This window comes from Citrifermentans bremense (assembly GCF_014218275.1).
Classification (GTDB): Bacteria; Desulfobacterota; Desulfuromonadia; order Geobacterales; family Geobacteraceae; genus Geomonas; species Geomonas pelophila.
On sequence record NZ_AP023213.1, the window covers coordinates 1,010,925 to 1,026,905 of the forward strand.

The following is a 15,981-nucleotide window of genomic DNA, read 5'->3' on the forward strand; positions in this document are numbered from 1 at the left end:
CCGCGCGCTCCGGTCACGGCTGCGTCCTGGTGAGGGTGCGGTAGGTCCCAAGCGCCATGAGCGGGAAGCAGTTGCGGTAGATGTGGTACTTGATCATGAAGTACTTGGGGAACCCGGTCCCGGTGTACTGCTGCTCGTCCCAGGTCCCGTCGCTGTTCTGGGTCGAGATCAGGTACTGCACCCCCCGCACCACGGTCGCCGAGTGCATCTCGCCGGCAGCCAAAAGACCCAGGAGCGCCCACCCCGTCTGCGAAGCGGTGCTCTCGCCGACGCCTGCCAGCGTCCGGTCGTGGTACGACTGGCAGGTCTCCCCCCAGCCGCCGTCTATGTTCTGGCGCGACTTGATCCAGTTCACTGCCTTGCGTATGTAGGGCTGATCCATGTCCTCGCCGATGGCGGCGAGCCCGCAAAGCACCGACCAGGTGCCGTACAGGTAGTTCACCCCCCAGCGCCCCCACCAGGGCCCTTCCGGCTCCTGGTTCTTCTTCAGGAACTCGATGGCGCGCTGCGCCGCCGGGAAGGTGATGGGGTAGTCGAAGGTTCCCATGAGCTCCAGCATCCGGCCGCTCAGGTCCGCGGTCGGGGGATCGATGAGCGCCTCCAGGTCGGCAAAGGGGATCTTGTTCAGGACGTGCCTGGTGTTGTCCTTGTCGAACGCCCCCCAGCCGCCGTTCTTGCTCTGCATCCCCAGGCACCAGTTGATGCCGCGCTTGATGGCGGCGTCCATGGCTTTGCGGTCCTTCACCTGGATACCCTTGAGAGCGATCATGACGAAGCCGGAATCGTCCACGTCCGGATACCAGTCGTTCAGGAACTCGAAGGCCCACCCACCCGGCTCCAGGTCGGGAGACTTGACGCGCCAGTCCCCCGGCCGGGTCACCTCCTTGTCCAGAAGCCACTGGGCCCCTTTCGCCAGGGAAGGGTGGTCGGGGGGGACACCGGCATCCACAAGCGCCTTGAGCGCCAAAGCCGTGTCCCACACTGGCGAGACGCACGACTGAAGCACCAGCTGGTCCTCAGTCTCGATGCAGAAGTTCGCCAACGCCCTCAACCCCTGCTCCACGGCGGGATGGTCGTTCTGGTACCCCAGCACGTTGAGCGCCAGGATGGCGTTCAGCATAGCTGGCTGGATGCCCCCCCAGTCGCCGGTCGCTTCCTGGTGCTCCAGCACCCACTCCTCCGCCTTGGCAAGCGCCGCCTTCTTGAACGGCCGCAACGGGCTCTTCTCGTACACCTTGAGCAAGCGGTCCAGCCCGATGAAGAAATTCTCCCAGGTGAGGATGCCGCCGCCCTTGGCGAAGCTGTAGTCCGCCGGGGTGGGCTGACGCACGAAGAGCTCCTGCACGCGGGCCGAAGGTGGGACCCTGCGCACCGGGCGGCTGTGCATCACCACGGAAAGGGGGATGATGGTAGCCCTCGCCCAGCTGGAGAACTCGTACACGTTGATGTAGGCCCAGTTGGGAAGGAGGTTCAGCTCCACCGGCATGCTCGGCACACCCCGCCAGTCGAACTCTCCGAAGAGCGCCAGGAAGATCTTGGTGAAGACCCGGCTCTTGATGATCCCCCCCTGCTCCAGGATGAAGGCCCGCGCGCGGGCAAGGGCCGGGTGCTCCGCCGGGTAGCCGGAGAGCTTCAGGGCGAAGTAGGCTTCTATCGTGGTCGACAGGTCGCCCGGGCCGCCGTAATAGATGGTCCAGAAACCCTCTTCTGTCTGTTTCGAGAGCAGGTAGTTTGACATCTTGCGCTGGCGCTCATGATCAACGAGCCCCAGGAAATGGAACAGCATGATGTATTCGGCGGTGATAGTGACATTGGATTCGAGCTCTGCCCACCAGTAACCTTTAGGCAGCTGCTCCTTAAAGAAGAAGTCGCGGCTTCCCTCAATGGCCACATCCAAGGGGCTCTTTGCCCTGCCCGTTTTACGCTTCCAGATCGAAGCAGGAAGGTGGTGCACCTTTGCTCCAACCTGTTGCTCGACGCTTTGCTCCGGCTCAGCAACGGTACCGTTGAACGAGGTGAGTGCGTGTGATATGGGGTGCTTGAATGGGGAGGTCACTACGTACTCCTTTTTGCCAGAATTGGTGGGCACTAATAGAGTGTAGCCGCTTTGTTTATACTTTACAAGTGGCGAAACTTAACATGGTTTTCCTAAAAGGTACACTGTTTTTTTGGTGGTGAAAGATTTTTTTCCTAATGAAAACAATAGTTTGATCCGGGTGTTGATTGTGGTGGCTGTGTGTGCTAGGTTGCTAGCGCCTGAACTTTTGTACACAAAACTGACGAGGTTCTATGAAAGAAACGGCAAAAAAAGGCAGCCTCCTCTTCTCCCTTTCCTCCCGCCGTCCCTGGCTGGTACTGGCGGCGGCGCTGCTGCTGACTGTGCTTTCCCTGTGGCTCACCTGGCAGCGCATGGAGTTTCTGACTGGCAGAGACGACCTCATGCCGCAGAACACCTCCTTCAACCGCGACTTCCAGAAGTTCAAGGCCGATTTCGGCGACATGGAGGAAATAGCGGTCGTCATCGAGGGGAACGACCCCGAGCGGGTGGGCGCCTTCGGAAGCAAGCTTTACGACACGCTCTCCAGGGACAACAAGGTATTCTCCGACGTCTTCTATCCCTACGCCCTCCCCTTTTTCCAGAAAAACGGCCTGCTCTTCATGCCGCTAGAGGACATAAAGGAACTGCACCATAACCTCGCTCTAGCTGCGCCCGCCTTGAAAGCTCTCTCTGCCTCCCCCTCGGTGCAGACGCTCTTCACGCACCTGACAAAGAGCATGGAGCGCTATGTCGCAGGGGACGACTCGCAGCTGCCCAGTCTCCTCTTCATGCTGGACAAACTGGGCGCAGGCTTCAAGAGCTTCGGCGGCGGGAAGGGGACTCCCCCGTCGCTGGAAACGGTCTTCATGAACCCCGACTCCTCCTTCGCCAAGGCGGGAAGACAGCAGATCCTTACCGCGCTCCCGGTGCGGGATCTGCAGGGGTTCGTCCCGGCGGGGAAGGCGATAGAGAAGGTGCGCGCCGAGGTGGCGAGGCTGAAAGCGCTCCCGGAATTCAAGGGGGTGACGGTCGGGCTGACCGGAACGCCGGTGCTGGAAAATGAGGAGATGGCGACGAGCCAGAACGACATCGCGCTTGCCACTGCGGTCTCCCTGGCGCTGACGGTGATCCTTTTGCTTTTCGCCTTCCGCGGCGTGCTGAACGTGCTGGCGGCAATGGCGTCGCTGCTGGTCGCGATCTCGCTCTCCTTCGGTTTCGCCACCTTGGCCGTAGGCCACCTGAACATCCTCTCCATGGTCTTCGCCGTAATGCTGATAGGGATAGGAATCGAGTACGGGATCCAGGTCGTGCTCCGCTACCAGGAGGAGTTGAACCTGGGGGCGGGGGAATTGCCTGCCATCAGGACCGGACTTGAAAAAAACGTATGGGCCATCGTCATGGCCGCAGCTACTGTGGCGGCAGCCTTTCTCACCTTCGTTCTCACCGACTTCAGAGGTATCGCGGAGCTCGGCATCATCGCGGCGGGGGGCGTTGCCATCTGCGTCCTGGTCACCTTCACCGTTCTTCCCGCCATGCTGGTGCTCCTCTCCCGGCACAGGAAGCCGCACGCGCGCCAAGGGGTGACGCACCTCTCCGAGCACGGCTTTATCCCAAGGCTCCTCTTCGGGCGCCCCAGGCTGGTCATCGCCCTCACCGTTCTCTGCTGCCTCGCGTCGCTTTATCCCCTTTCCCGGATCGTCTTCGATTACAACCTGATGAACCTCCAGGCGGAGGGGCTCGAATCGGTCACCTACGCCTACAAGCTGATGAAGAGCAAGGAAAACAGCGGCTATTTCGCCGTGGTCACCGCCAAAGACGAGGCCGAGGCGCGGGAGAAGAGCGCGCGGCTGGAAGCGCTGCCGACGGTCGATCATGTGGTGAGCCTGCATACCCTGGTACCTGACCACCAGCCGGAGAAGTTAGCAGAACTGGCCGCCATCAGGCGCGAGCTTGCCGACGTCAAGCCCTCCCCCTATGAGGAAGAGCTCTCGCTCATGGAACTGCCGACCGTATTCGAAAATTTCAGGAACGCTGCGGTCGCGCTCAAGGGGAAGCTGGAAAAGGAGCGCCGTCCCGAGGCGGCGCAGGTAGCATCTTTCGTCGCCATACTGGACAAGTTCTTCGCCGGGCTGGAAAAGGAGCGGGACCGCAACGCCGTAGGGATGCTGCAGGAGTTCCAGGGGGGGATGTTCAGGGAGCTGCCGCAGAAGATAGAGGCACTGAAGCAGAGCCTGGACGCCTCGCTGGTCACCGCGGCCGATATCCCGGAGCAGCTTCGTGCGCGCTTCGTCGGGAAGAGCGGGCGACTGCTGCTGCAGGTGGCTCCCAAGTGGGAGATCTTCAACCGCGAGCCGCTCGAGGAGTTCCTGAGCCAGGTGAAGAGCGTCGATCCGCATGCAACCGGGCAGCCGGTGATGGTGTACGAGTCCATGACCATCATGCGCGACGCCTACCGGCTCGCCTTCATCTACGCCTTCGCCGCCATCGTCGTGATCCTTTTGGTCGCCTTCAGGAGCGTCAAATTCGCCGCCATAGGACTCGTCCCGCTCATCGTCGGCGTACTGTTCATGGTGAGCGGCATGTGGCTTTTCGGGATCGACTTCAACTCCGCGAACATAATCGTGATGCCCCTGGTGCTCGGTATCGCTGTCGACTCAGGCATCTACATCATCAACCGCTTCCGGCGTGAAGAGGGGAGCGCCGCGGCGGTTGTTTTGAGCAGCACCGGGGTGGGCGTGCTTCTCAACACCCTTACCATCATGGCGAGCTTCGGGGCCCTCATGGTGGCGCACCACCAGGGTGTCTTCAGCATCGGGGCCGTCATGTCCCTGGGAATGGTCGCCTGCCAGTTGGCCTTCATGGTCACGCTCCCGGCGGTGCTTACCCTGGCTGGTAAAAAATGAGGCTAACGGTTTTGGGGTGGCGATGAAGAAGAAGGAATCGTTACGCGGCGCGGTGCCGCTCTCTCACTTTTACCTGAGACAGGTGGTGCGCCCGGGGGACCTGGTGCTGGACGCGACCTGCGGCAACGGGTTCGACACGCTGCTTTTGGCGGAGCTTGCAGGGGAGGGGGGGCAGATCTGGGCCTTCGACATCCAGCCCCGCGCCATCGCCGCGACCCGCACGCTCCTGGAGCGGGAAGGGCGCCTGGCGGCCGTGCACCTATTGGAGGTGGGGCACGAGAGGTTGGCTGAGTTCGTCCCTGCCGGGCTCGCTGCGGCCGTGTTCAACCTGGGGTACCTCCCCGGCGGCGAGACTTCTCTGGTCACGGACCCGGTACGGACCGTGTCGGCGCTGGCGCAGGCGGCGAAGCTCCTCAAGTCCGGGGGGATCCTCACGGTAGCCCTGTACACCGGGCACGAAGGGGGCCCCGAGGAGGCGCAGGCCGTGCACGAGTGGGGCGCCTCGCTTTCCCCCAGGGAGTACAACGTCTGGTGCAGCCGGCAGTTGAACCGGCCGCCGGTGGCGCCGTACCTGGTCCTGGTGGAGCGGATACGAGGAGGGTCATGCTAGAGCATATACTTCCATTCCTGATAACTGCGCCGGCGCTCGGCTATGCCGTTTTCACGCTCCACTGCGGCCGCAACTTCTTCGCAGGGCAGCTGCCGCTTCCGGACCACGCACCTCCCGTCTCCATCCTGAAGCCGGTCAAGGGGGTGGACGGCGACAGCTTCGAAAATTTCGCCTCCTTCTGCCGCCAGGATTACCCGCAGTACCAGATCGTCTTCGCGGCGGCATCTGCTGCCGATCCCGTCATCCCCATCATCGAGCGCCTCATGGCGGCCTTCCCGCAGGTAGACATATCCCTTGTCGTCGACGGCGCCATCCACGGCGCCAACTACAAGGTGTGCAACCTGATGCATGCCTACGCGAAAGCCAAGTACCCGCTGCTCATCGTCTGCGACAGCGACATCCGGGTCGAAAGCCATTATCTGCGCCGGGTCTGCGCGCCATTTTCGGATCCCCAGGTGGGGCTTGTGACATCGCTTTACCGCAGCTCCAGCGTGAAGGGGGTCGGCTGCGCCATAGAGGCGCTCGGCTTTTGCTGCGAGATGGTCCCGAACGTGATGGCTGCCGTGAAGCTTGAAGGGCTGAGCTTTGCCCTGGGCGCCTCAATGGCGCTGCGCCGGGAGGCGCTGGAGCGGATAGGAGGGTTCGAGGCGCTGGTCGACTACCTGGCGGACGACTACCAGCTGGGGAACATGATCCACAAGAAAGGGTTCCGCCTGGAGCTTTCCCCGCACTTCGTGGAGAGCGCCATGCGCGGCGATGAGACGGTCTCGGAGGTGATGGCGAGGCAGCTTCGCTGGGGGAGGACCATGCGGGTCTCCCGCCCCGGCGGCTATCTTGCATCAGGGATCACGCTCCCGTTCCCGGCGGCCCTTTTGGCGCTCATCGTATCTGCCTTTTCAGCGTGGGGCGTTGCGGCAGCCGCCCTCCTTTATCTCGTGCGGGGCGCGGTGTCGGTGAGCTACAGCAGGTCTCTGGTAAAGGACCGGCTCCTGCCGCGCTGGCTTTGGCTCCTGCCGCTGCGCGACGGGCTCGCTTTCGCGGTGTGGGCGCTGTCGCTTCTGGGAAACCGGGTGCGCTGGCGTGGAGAGCTGTTCCTGCTTGAGAAGGGGGGAAAGATAGTGGAGTTGGGAGCCGTTCCGGAACGATAGCGTCCAGGTACCCACCCTCGTCCATGCTCCCGCCCCCGGAGGGGGGGGGTAGGGGAGGGGGACGGTCTGGCCGCTTTGCTTCCCCCCCTCCTGGGGGAGGAGCGGTGAGCAGGGTGACGAGTGGCCGGGGGGCATGTTATCTGCGGAAGAACCAGAGGATGAACGAGAGAATCAGCGAGATGATGATGCTGGTGGCAAGCGGGAAGTAAAAGGTGAAGTTATCCCGTTTCACGTAGATGTCCCCGGGGAGCCTCCCAAGCCACGGGAAGCGGCCGGCGAAGGTGAAGAGCACGCCGATGGCGGCGATGATCAGACCCAGGATGATGAGCGATTTCCCGAAGGAGGGCATGGTCTAACCTCTATAAAGGGTGTTTTTTGACGGCTACGAAAAGTAAAAGGGGACGGGCACCTGCGGAGCCAGTCCCCTTTTAGCCGTCGCCGGGCCTGTTACTTCCTGACGTACCTTTCCTTCTCGCTGTAGATGCAGCCGCAGTACTTCTGGCGGTACAGCCCCATCTCCTTGGAAAGGTTTATCCCTTCCTGCCAGCCGCTCCTGAAGTCCTGGTAGTGGAATTTCACGCCGTAGCGCTCTGCGAGTTTATCGCCGAACTCTCGGATCAACTCCTGGTTTTGGTACCTGCTGTAAAGCAAGGTGGACGAGAAGCTGGGGAAACCCATCAGGGCGGCAGCCTTTGCGGTCTCCTCCAACCGGGAGCGGTAGCAGTAGGCGCAGCGGGACGCTGGTTCCCCCGCCACCTGCGACAGGAATTCTTCGAGCTGGTACTCCTCCCGGTAATGCACCTTCAGCTCCACCATCTCGGCGTACTTCTTCAGTGCCTCCATCCGGAGCTTGTACTCGGTGTAGGGGTGTATGTTGTGGTTGTAAAAAAGGCCGGTGACATCCACCCCGCTCGACCTCAACTCCTTCACGGGGTAGATGGCGCACGGCCCGCAGCATATGTGCAGTAACAGTTTCATGTCTTTCCTAAGGGCGCGCTCCGCCCGGTCCACCCAGGAGGTAATTGATTGCGTCTGCCTTGACCTTGGCGAACTCGGCCGCGTAGCCGGGGCCAGGGAGCTGCGCCGCGATGTAGTTGCCGCCAAGGATGGGGTTGCTGAGCGACACCTTGCCGGTCTTGCTGTTCACGGCGAGGGTGGCGTTGGTGATGGCGTCTTCCACGTCGTCGTCAAGCGCATGGTTGCTGAGCCAGTCGATGGAATCGTAGATGAGCCGCTTGGTGTAGATCCCGTTGTGAGCGAAGGCGCCGGGGTCGTTTTGGAGCAGTCCCGAGTTGAAGAACGCGCCCATGGTGTTGGCGCCTCCCCCGGCGAAGAAGGCGTTGTAATCCGAGTTCTTGTTAGCCAGGGGACGCACCTTCGAACGCGTCGGGTTCAGCGTGTCGTCCGGCAGCGACGGGTCGGTCTTAAGCACGTTCAGCATGGCGATCGCCGCGGCGAACCCTTCTTTCTCGGTCTGCAGGAAGTTGGCGCTCATCGCCGGTGCCTGGGAAACCTGGCCGTTATGGCAACGGGCACAGGTCCGGCTGGTTATCGAGGATATCTTCCCGGTGCTGTCCTCGGCCACCGGCATGAAGAGGTGCGTGTTGTCGCTGTTCATGTGGCAGGAGACGCAGGGACCGTCGTAGCCGGTGCCGTGATCGTTGGCTATGCCGATCTTTGCATGGAGGAAGAGGGTCGGGACGTAGTTTCTGCCCGGGAACTCGTACCCCCCCTTTCTGAAGAGGTTGGCTGCGGCCGCGCGGTCGTGGGCGCTCGGGCTGTTGGTGTTGCTGAAATCGATCCCCGCGAGGACTGCGTCGTAGATCATCGAGCCTATGCCGCGCCCGCTATGGCAGGGGATGCAGACGTTGGAAGCAGCCGCGTCGGAATAGAGAGTCGCCTTGTTGTTCAGCTTCACCGTGGGGGAGCTGTTCGACGAGGAGAAGTTGTAGTAGATGGTGACCGGCGGCACCGAGCGGGTAGCCCAGCTGTAGGCGCGGCCCGCGCCGTTGTCATGGCAGACGTTGCAGGTGGTCACTTCCTTGGTCTTATCCGGGGAGGGGGTGTCCGCCGGCTGCGCCGCTCCCGGTGCGACGGTGCGGGGGTAGTTCTGCACCACCTGGTATCCCGGGCCGGCGAAGGGGCGGACGTCCTGGAAGCTGCTGGTCACGAAGTGGATGTAGCCGGTCGCGGTGTGGCAGCGCACGCAGTAGTACTCGAAGGTGCTCTCCGCCGGTTGGTAGCTGCCGCGCGTCTTGAAGTCGTACCTGGTCCTCGCCCCTGTCAGGACGTCGGCGTGGCCGGTCGTGGCCCAGTCTCGGTTCACGTTGATGGCGGAAGTGGGATCGTGGGGGTTGTGGCAGTTGCGGCAGTTCCCCACGTAGTTGGAGCTGACGTAGCTGGCGCGGTACCCGCTGTTGCCAAAGCTCGCGGTCATGTTGCCGAAGTGCTGCGGCGCCTGCGCCACCATCACGTCGCGCGGATGTGACAGCCCGTGGCATTTGCCGCACTTGCCGGTGGAGTCGGGGTTCTTGGTCGCCAATCCGCTTCCGCCGCCGTGGCATTGGGAACAGGAGTTGGGATGGCCGGCGTGGGGCTCATGGCAGTCGGCGCATCCCGCCCCGTTTTTGAGGTTATGTGCGGAAGCGCGCCATTCGTCGGCGATGAGCGCCCCCGTCCCCGGGGAGGTCCAGGTGCCGTGGCAGCTCAGATTCATGCATCCCTGGGATGCCGCAAGCTTCGAAGTCGGCGCGCCGTTCTCGTTGGAACCGCCGCCGCAACCGGTGAAAAGCACCGGCACGAGGATGAGGAAAAGGAGAGTTTTTAGCTGCATAGCATGACCTCCGGGAATTTTAGACGCTACCTTATAGCATTTCCCAGAATAAAAATGTAGTCAAAAATGAAGATTAGCTCACAAGGCGGAGACTTTTACTCTCATAGACTTTTGTTAAGTTGACTTCACATCTGCAATATTGTAATAATCTACTCTCGCTGCTTCCTGCGCTTTCTATGCAATTTTTTGAATAAGGCGAATTGTTATTTATTAGTTTATTTTTATCTGACTTTGATTTTTTTAATACTGCAGGAGACGAACATGTTCTTAAAGAGACAAACAGCAGCTGCCATGCTCACCCTGGGCTTTGTTCTTTCGCCTCTGCTTGTTCCCGAAAACGCCGACGCGATACCCGCCTTCAGCCGGCAACACAAGACCGAGTGCTCCACCTGCCACACGATATACCCGGAGTTGAACGAATTCGGTGACGCCTTCCTCAAGAACAGCTACGTCTGGCCCCACAAGAAAAAAGGCGCGAATCAGCCCAGCGCCGGGGCACAAGGGGGCGAACCGGCCGGCAACGAATGGGCAACCATCTCGGGCCTGCCCCAGTACGTCCCCATCTCTCTCACCGCGACCGCCGACTTGGCCTATGACGACGACGCCTTCGACGGCAACAAGCTCAACCTCTCCACGAGGTCTCTGACGCTGCACGCCGGCGGCTCTTTCCGGGACGTGGCAGGCTTCTTCGCCACCTACAACCTCTATTCCCAGGGTGGGTTCCACACGACCTCGGCGCCGTTTACCCCTGCCAGCAACACCAACAACCCGCCCAACAACGATCCCGACATCGACGAGCTGTTCTTCGTCTGGCGCCACGCGCTAGACTCGCCGGTGAACCTCAAGGTGGGGCGTTTCGAGCCCAAACTGTCGCTTTGGAAGAAGAGCAACCGCATCCTCCCCGTTCCGTCCTATGCCTCCACCACCTACCTGGTGGGCATTTCGCCCTTCAGCAGCGACGCGACCGAGGACGGGGTGGAACTGAACGCGGTGGTGGGCAACCGCCTGTTCGTCGCGGCAGGGGTCGTCGACAGGGACGGCCAGGACCGGGAGGACGGCTACGGGCATATTTCCTACAAGTTCGGCGGGACCAACCTGAAAGGGGAGGAGCCCGAGGTGGATCTTGAAAGCGACAGCGTCTGGGACTTCCTGTCCGTCACCTGCGGCGTCTTTGGCTACTGGGGGCAAAACGGCGAGATCAACAACGGCATCGCCCAGAACCTCAACAACTTCCGCCGCATCGGCGCCGAGGCCGACATCCTTTACAAGCGGCTGCACCTGAAGGGGAGCGGCAGCTTCGGCAGGGATTCCAACCCGACATTCTCCGTGGCGCGGCGGGAGGTCGACAGCCGGGCGTACACGCTGGAAGGCGAGTACTACCTGGGGGCGCCAATCAACCTGGTACCGCTCTTCCGCTACGAGCATCTGGACACCGGCGAGGGGGGGACCAAGCGTTTCATCCCCGCGCTGGCCTACTCCCCGCTGCAGAACTTGAAGCTTTCCCTGGAATACATCCGCAGCAATGCGCCGGAAGGAAACAGCAACACAGCCTTCGCCTCTCTCGCCTTCAGTTTGTAGCGGGGACGCCGAAGAAAACCAAAGATGGCGGTATTGCCGCCGTTTATTCACCGTCGGGAGGATTTAAAAAGAAAATGAAAAAGTTCCTCGTCACCACGCTTATTATCGCAGCGACCGCAACCACTGCCCATGCCGGGCTCAAAGTCGTCGGCAGGGGGGACGCCATGCGCCTCGACCCCTCCTCCTACCCGCCGGCGATGAAGGCGAACTACGACATCATGAGAGTGAGGTGCGTCAAGTGCCACACCCTGGAGCGCACCATCGTCGCCATCCAGACCGGCGTCGCCCCCATCTCGGGGCAGCCCTTCGACCGCAGCGCCACCAAGGCCTACGGCATCAAGATGCTCAGAAAGCCCGACTCCAACATGTCCAAGCCGGAAGTGAAGGCCACGGTCGACCTGATGAACTACCTCCTGAGCGAAGCGGGGCAATAACGCGATGAAAGACCTCACGCTGCGTACCCGGCTGATAATCGCCTTCCTGATCATGGCCCTTTTGGTCGCGTTCACCGGCGGTTTCGGCGCGCTGGGCATGAAAAGGGTCGGCGGACAGATCCAGACCATCCTGGAGCAGCTCTCCAAGCAGCAGAAGCTGGTGCTGCTCATGGGGGTGACCCAGAAGTACTGCCACGTGAGCCTGATGCAGGCTGCGCTGGTGCGTACCGACCCCGATAAGGTGGAGGAATACGTCGAGGACTACCGCATGAAGCGGGACACCCTCTTGAGCCAGGCGCAGATCATCCTGGACGGGAACAAGAAGCTCGGCGTGCTTCCGGCGGCAAAGGGGAGCGTGGTGGAGAAGCGGACCAGGGAATTCCTGGTTAGCTGGGCCGCCTTCGAGCAGGTGGCGGACGAGCTTATCGCCAGAAAGGAGCAGCTCTTCAAGGGGGTAACCCCCGGGGTGCTGAACCAGGCAGCCAAGGACGCGCTGGCCGACGAGAAGCTGAACCAGCTGGCCAACGAGGCGATCACCGAGGCCAACGACAAGGCGAAGGCCGATCTGGACGACATCCTGGTGGAGGTCGGCAACCAGATGAACCAGGCCAACGCCCAGGTGACCGAGATCCAGAAGTCCGCAGGGGTCACCTTCGCGGTGGTAATTCTTCTGGCCGTCGCCGTGGCCTTGGCCCTCGGCATCATGATCACGCGCAACATCGTCTCCAGGGTCAGCGCCATCGGCGAAGCGGTGAACCGCGGGGCCGAGGGCGACCTCACCGCGACCACCTCGCTGGACTCGCACGACGAGATCGGCAAGCTGGGAAGCAATTTCAACGAGATGGTGGACAAGCTCTCCGGCATGATCGGGAAGGTGCTCCGCTCCGCGGCGGAACTGGCCGGGATCTCCGACACCATGGCCCAGGCCTCGCACTCCGTGGTCGCTTCGGCCAAGACCCAGGCGGAAAGCGTCTCCAAGACTTCCGCAGCCATCGTGCAGATAACCACCTCGGTGAAAGGGGTCGCCCACGGCGTCGATTCCCTCTCCATCTCGGCTTCCGAGAGCTCCTCCTCGATCCTGGAGATGGCCTCGAGCGTCGAGGAGGTGGTCCAGAACATGGAGAACCTGGCCCTGTCGGTGAACGAGGTCAGCTCCTCCATCGTGGAGATGGGCGCTTCCATCAAGCAGGTGGGCAACGGCGTAGTGAGCCTCATGGAGGTATCCACCGCCACCGCTTCCTCGGTGATGGAGATGGACAGCTCCATCAAGCAGGTCGAGAGAAACGCCAACGAGACCGCGGCGATCTCCAAGGCGGTGCGCGTGGACGCCGAGACCGGCCGCGAGGCGGTCGAGGCGGTGATCAACGGGATGCAGGAGATAAAGCGCGCCTCCCTGATCACCAGCGAGGTGATAGCCACCCTGTCCGAGCGTGCCGCGGACATCGGCGACATCCTGTCGGTCATCGACGAGGTGGCCGAGCAGACCAACCTCCTGGCGCTGAACGCGGCGATCATCGCGGCCCAGGCCGGCGAGCACGGCAAGGGCTTCGCCGTCGTGGCGGACGAGATCAAGGAACTCTCCGAGCGCACCTCCAGTTCCACCCGCGAGATCTCCCAGGTGATCCGGGCGGTCCAGGACGAGACCCGCAGGGCCGTCGAGGCGATCGATCAGGCCGAGCGCTCCATCGGTGACGGGGAGCTCCTATCCCAGAAATCGGGCGAGGCGCTGGCGAAGATCGTCGTCGGGGTCAACGAGGCTACCGCCCAGGTGGGGGAGATCGCCCGCACCACGGTCGAGCAGGCCAAGGGAAGCCAGATGATCCGCGAGGCGATGGAGCAGGTCTCCGAGATGGTGGCGCAGATCGCCAAGGCGACCAAGGAGCAGGGACAGGGGAGCGAGCTCATCATGGGAGCGGTGGAGCACATGAAGGGGCTCACCTCCCAGGTGCTATCCTCCACTCGCGAGCAGAACAAGGTCGGCAACCTGATCGCCCAGTCCACCGAGAGCATCACCGAGATGATCCGCCACATAAAGCGCGCCTGCGACGAGCAGACCCGCGGCAGCGAGCAGATCGTGGTCTCGGTGGAGGACATCCAGCAGGCGACCGACGCGAACCTCGAGGCGACGCGGGTCATGGACGAGGCGGTCTACAAGCTGTTCCGCCAGACCGAGCTTTTGAAAAAGGAAGTGGAAGCGTTCAGGATCTGAATTCCTTCCCCAGGCAAACCGGCAACCTTCCCAGCCCTCCCCGCGGGGGCTGGGGATTTCACCCGCCCAGAGAGCCCCATCCGCATCCCCCTTTTTCTTCAGGGGGACTTTTTGTTTTTGCAGTTTCCCGGTTTTTTCGTTAAATAATCTGCTGTCCGGATGGGCCGCTGCGGCCCTCACCTGTTCCGGCGTGCGATTTTCACCAAAAGGAGGAACCTGATGGGCAGGATTTCAGATAGGTTTGCAAGCTTGAAAGAGCGGGGCGAAAAGGCGCTGGTGACCTTTGTCACCGCCGGCGACCCGGACCTGGCAACGACCGAAAAGGTGGTGCTCGAACTGGAGAGGGCGGGGGCCGACCTGATCGAACTGGGGGTTCCCTTTTCAGACCCCATGGCCGACGGGCCGACCATCCAGCTCTCCTCGGACCGCGCCCTTGCCTCGGGCACCACGCTCCCGGCGATACTGGAGCTGGTGACAAGGCTGAGAGAAAAGACCCAGGTCCCGATCGTGCTGATGGGGTACTTCAACCCCATCTTCGCCTACGGTTCCGAGCGCTTCGCCTTCGACGCGGCACAGGCAGGTGTCGACGCGTTGCTGGTGGTGGATCTTCCCCCGGAGGAGGCCGCGGAGCTCAAGGGAGCGACCGACAGCTGCGGAATAGACCTCATATTCCTGCTCACGCCGACCTCCGACGCATCCCGAATCGCGTCCGTCAGGCGCCAGGGGAGCGGCTTCATCTACTACGTTTCCGTCACCGGCGTCACCGGCGCCAGGAGCGCTGTGGCCGACACGCTGGCGGCCCGGGTCACCGAGGTGCGCGGGGCCCTGGAGCTGCCGCTCGTGGTAGGTTTCGGGATCTCCACCCCCGAACAGGCGCAGGAGGTGGCACGGATGGCCGACGGCGTGGTGGTGGGAAGCGCGCTGGTCAAGTATTTCGAGAAGTACCAGGGGGCCGAGCTCCTGAAAGAGCTGGGAGGCTTCGTCGCCGCGCTAAAACAAGGGGTGCTGAAGGGGACCCTGCAGTAACCGCTTTTATTTCGGCTGGTTATCTTGCCAAATCCACCGTTTTATTTGACATAGCTGGTGCGATCTGGTAAGTATCAGCGCCAGATTTACGACTTTTTAAAACAATAGGGGCTTACCCCAGAAGAGGGCACATATGGCTTGGTTTAAAAGAGACAATCCGCCGAAGGCTAAGGGACCGGCTCCCAGGGTGAAGGTCCCCGAGGGGCTTTGGACTAAGTGCGTCAGCTGCGGCGAGACGATCTATACAAAGGACATCGAGAGCAACCTCAACGTCTGCCCCAAGTGCAACCACCATTACCGGGTATCCTCCAGGAAGAGGCTGGAAATCCTCCTGGACGAGGGGAGCTTCACCGAATTCGACGCGGGCGTGGTCTCGGTCGACTTCCTTGACTTCAAGGATTCCAAGAGCTACCAGGAGCGCATCGACGCAGCGCTCGCCAAGGGGGGGAGCAAGGACGCCATCATCTGCGGCGCCGGCCGCATCGAGGGGACCCCGGTGCAGATCTGCGTCTTCGACTTCTCCTTCATGGGCGGTTCCATGGGGAGCGTCGTGGGCGAGAAGATTACCCGCGGCATCGAGCGCGCGATTTCCGACCGTACCCCCTGCATCATCGTTTCCGCCTCCGGCGGCGCGCGCATGCAGGAGAGCATCCTCTCGCTCATGCAGATGGCCAAGACCTCCGCGGCGCTGGCCAAGCTGCGCGAGGAGGGGCTTCCCTTCGTCTCCATCCTCACCGACCCCACCACCGGCGGGGTCACCGCCAGCTTCGCCATGCTGGGTGACATCAACATGGCCGAGCCCAAGGCGCTGATCGGCTTCGCCGGGCCGCGCGTCATCGAGCAGACCATCAGGCAGAAACTCCCCCAGGGGTTCCAGCGCTCCGAGTACCTTCTGGATCACGGCATGGTCGACGTCATCGTGGACCGCAGTAAGATGAAGGCGCAGCTCTCCAGCATCCTGAAGATGCTCTATCGCCCGTAAAGGGAGGCGTCACCCGAACCACGGGCGCCGGATCAGCTGTTGGCTGGCCGGCGCCTTTTTGTTTGCTGCGCCCACCAGACGCTGCACCAGAATTAACGTTCCCCTTCGCTAAGGCTCATAGAGGAATACCGGGGAGCAAGAGTTATCTTCCCACTAATGAACATGCGTGGTGTACGTTCCCCCCTTTGCGAAGGGGGGCAGGGGGGATTTGCCTCTCGAT

The 15,981-nt window shown here is 62.0% G+C and carries 12 protein-coding genes; 8 read left to right on the plus strand and 4 right to left on the minus strand.

The window, feature by feature from the left end; genetic code table 11:
* Window positions 1-13: 13 nt before the first annotated feature.
* The gene (shc, locus tag GEOBRER4_RS04335; RefSeq protein ID WP_185244374.1) at window positions 14-2,056 is read right to left on the minus strand and encodes a squalene--hopene cyclase; all 2,043 of its coding nucleotides are present in this window, start codon (window positions 2,054-2,056) and stop codon (window positions 14-16) included.
* Between the two features lie 233 nt (window positions 2,057-2,289).
* Between shc and GEOBRER4_RS04340 the strand changes: the two genes are divergently transcribed.
* The 3 genes from GEOBRER4_RS04340 to hpnI are packed head-to-tail and all read left to right on the plus strand — an operon-like array spanning window position 2,290 to window position 6,699.
* On the plus strand, window positions 2,290-4,941 hold the full coding sequence (locus GEOBRER4_RS04340; RefSeq protein WP_185244375.1) for an MMPL family transporter: 2,652 nt from the start codon (window positions 2,290-2,292) through the stop codon (window positions 4,939-4,941).
* A gap of 22 nt (window positions 4,942-4,963) precedes the next feature.
* Entirely contained in the window at window positions 4,964-5,551 is a 588-nt protein-coding gene (locus GEOBRER4_RS04345) for a class I SAM-dependent methyltransferase (RefSeq protein ID WP_185244376.1), read from the plus strand.
* Window positions 5,545-6,699 carry a bacteriohopanetetrol glucosamine biosynthesis glycosyltransferase HpnI gene (hpnI, locus tag GEOBRER4_RS04350; protein ID WP_185244377.1) on the plus strand — a complete coding sequence of 385 codons (1,155 nt, stop codon included), beginning with the start codon at window positions 5,545-5,547 and terminating at the stop codon, window positions 6,697-6,699. Before GEOBRER4_RS04345 ends, hpnI begins: the two co-directional genes overlap by 7 nt.
* Window positions 6,700-6,835: 136 nt before the next feature.
* Here hpnI and GEOBRER4_RS04355 read toward each other — a convergent pair whose 3' ends face one another.
* From GEOBRER4_RS04355 to GEOBRER4_RS04365, 3 genes are all read right to left on the minus strand, one after another.
* Window positions 6,836-7,048, minus strand: coding sequence for a DUF2905 domain-containing protein (locus GEOBRER4_RS04355; RefSeq protein WP_185244378.1), 213 nt, complete (start codon window positions 7,046-7,048; stop codon window positions 6,836-6,838).
* Window positions 7,049-7,146: 98 nt separating this feature from the next.
* Window positions 7,147-7,677 (minus strand): epoxyqueuosine reductase QueH, encoded by a 531-nt coding sequence (locus tag GEOBRER4_RS04360; protein WP_185244379.1) that lies wholly within the window; start codon window positions 7,675-7,677, stop codon window positions 7,147-7,149.
* A gap of 7 nt (window positions 7,678-7,684) precedes the next feature.
* The gene (locus tag GEOBRER4_RS04365) at window positions 7,685-9,532 is read right to left on the minus strand and encodes a cytochrome c3 family protein (protein ID WP_185244380.1); all 1,848 of its coding nucleotides are present in this window, start codon (window positions 9,530-9,532) and stop codon (window positions 7,685-7,687) included.
* Between the two features lie 261 nt (window positions 9,533-9,793).
* On the opposite strand from GEOBRER4_RS04365, the gene GEOBRER4_RS04370 reads away from it, so the two are divergent.
* The 5 genes from GEOBRER4_RS04370 to accD all read left to right on the plus strand — a co-directional run bounded on the left by GEOBRER4_RS04370 (window position 9,794) and on the right by accD (window position 15,761).
* Entirely contained in the window at window positions 9,794-11,110 is a 1,317-nt protein-coding gene (locus GEOBRER4_RS04370; RefSeq protein WP_185244381.1) for a cytochrome C, read from the plus strand.
* Window positions 11,111-11,184: 74 nt separating this feature from the next.
* Window positions 11,185-11,544: a cytochrome C gene (locus GEOBRER4_RS04375; RefSeq protein WP_185244382.1), complete on the plus strand. Its 360-nt coding sequence runs from the start codon at window positions 11,185-11,187 to the stop codon at window positions 11,542-11,544.
* Between the two features lie 4 nt (window positions 11,545-11,548).
* On the plus strand, window positions 11,549-13,753 hold the full coding sequence (locus GEOBRER4_RS04380; protein WP_185244383.1) for a methyl-accepting chemotaxis protein: 2,205 nt from the start codon (window positions 11,549-11,551) through the stop codon (window positions 13,751-13,753).
* 219 nt (window positions 13,754-13,972) lie between these two features.
* Entirely contained in the window at window positions 13,973-14,779 is an 807-nt protein-coding gene (trpA, locus tag GEOBRER4_RS04385) for a tryptophan synthase subunit alpha (RefSeq protein ID WP_185244384.1), read from the plus strand.
* Window positions 14,780-14,912: 133 nt separating this feature from the next.
* Window positions 14,913-15,761 (plus strand): acetyl-CoA carboxylase, carboxyltransferase subunit beta, encoded by an 849-nt coding sequence (accD, locus tag GEOBRER4_RS04390; protein WP_185244385.1) that lies wholly within the window; start codon window positions 14,913-14,915, stop codon window positions 15,759-15,761.
* Window positions 15,762-15,981 lie beyond the last annotated feature (220 nt).

Excerpts from the sequence above, each read along its gene's own strand:
- GEOBRER4_RS04340 (WP_185244375.1), top strand. The coding sequence starts at position 2,290 with ATGAAAGAAACGGCAAAAAAAGGCAGCCTCCTCTTCTCCCTTTCCTCC.
- GEOBRER4_RS04345 (WP_185244376.1), top strand. The coding sequence starts at position 4,964 with ATGAAGAAGAAGGAATCGTTACGCGGCGCGGTGCCGCTCTCTCACTTT.
- hpnI (WP_185244377.1), top strand. The coding sequence starts at position 5,545 with ATGCTAGAGCATATACTTCCATTCCTGATAACTGCGCCGGCGCTCGGC.
- GEOBRER4_RS04355 (WP_185244378.1), bottom strand. The coding sequence starts at position 7,048 with ATGCCCTCCTTCGGGAAATCGCTCATCATCCTGGGTCTGATCATCGCC.
- GEOBRER4_RS04360 (WP_185244379.1), bottom strand. The coding sequence starts at position 7,677 with ATGAAACTGTTACTGCACATATGCTGCGGGCCGTGCGCCATCTACCCC.
- GEOBRER4_RS04365 (WP_185244380.1), bottom strand. The coding sequence starts at position 9,532 with ATGCAGCTAAAAACTCTCCTTTTCCTCATCCTCGTGCCGGTGCTTTTC.
- GEOBRER4_RS04370 (WP_185244381.1), top strand. The coding sequence starts at position 9,794 with ATGTTCTTAAAGAGACAAACAGCAGCTGCCATGCTCACCCTGGGCTTT.
- GEOBRER4_RS04375 (WP_185244382.1), top strand. The coding sequence starts at position 11,185 with ATGAAAAAGTTCCTCGTCACCACGCTTATTATCGCAGCGACCGCAACC.
- GEOBRER4_RS04380 (WP_185244383.1), top strand. The coding sequence starts at position 11,549 with ATGAAAGACCTCACGCTGCGTACCCGGCTGATAATCGCCTTCCTGATC.
- trpA (WP_185244384.1), top strand. The coding sequence starts at position 13,973 with ATGGGCAGGATTTCAGATAGGTTTGCAAGCTTGAAAGAGCGGGGCGAA.
- accD (WP_185244385.1), top strand. The coding sequence starts at position 14,913 with ATGGCTTGGTTTAAAAGAGACAATCCGCCGAAGGCTAAGGGACCGGCT.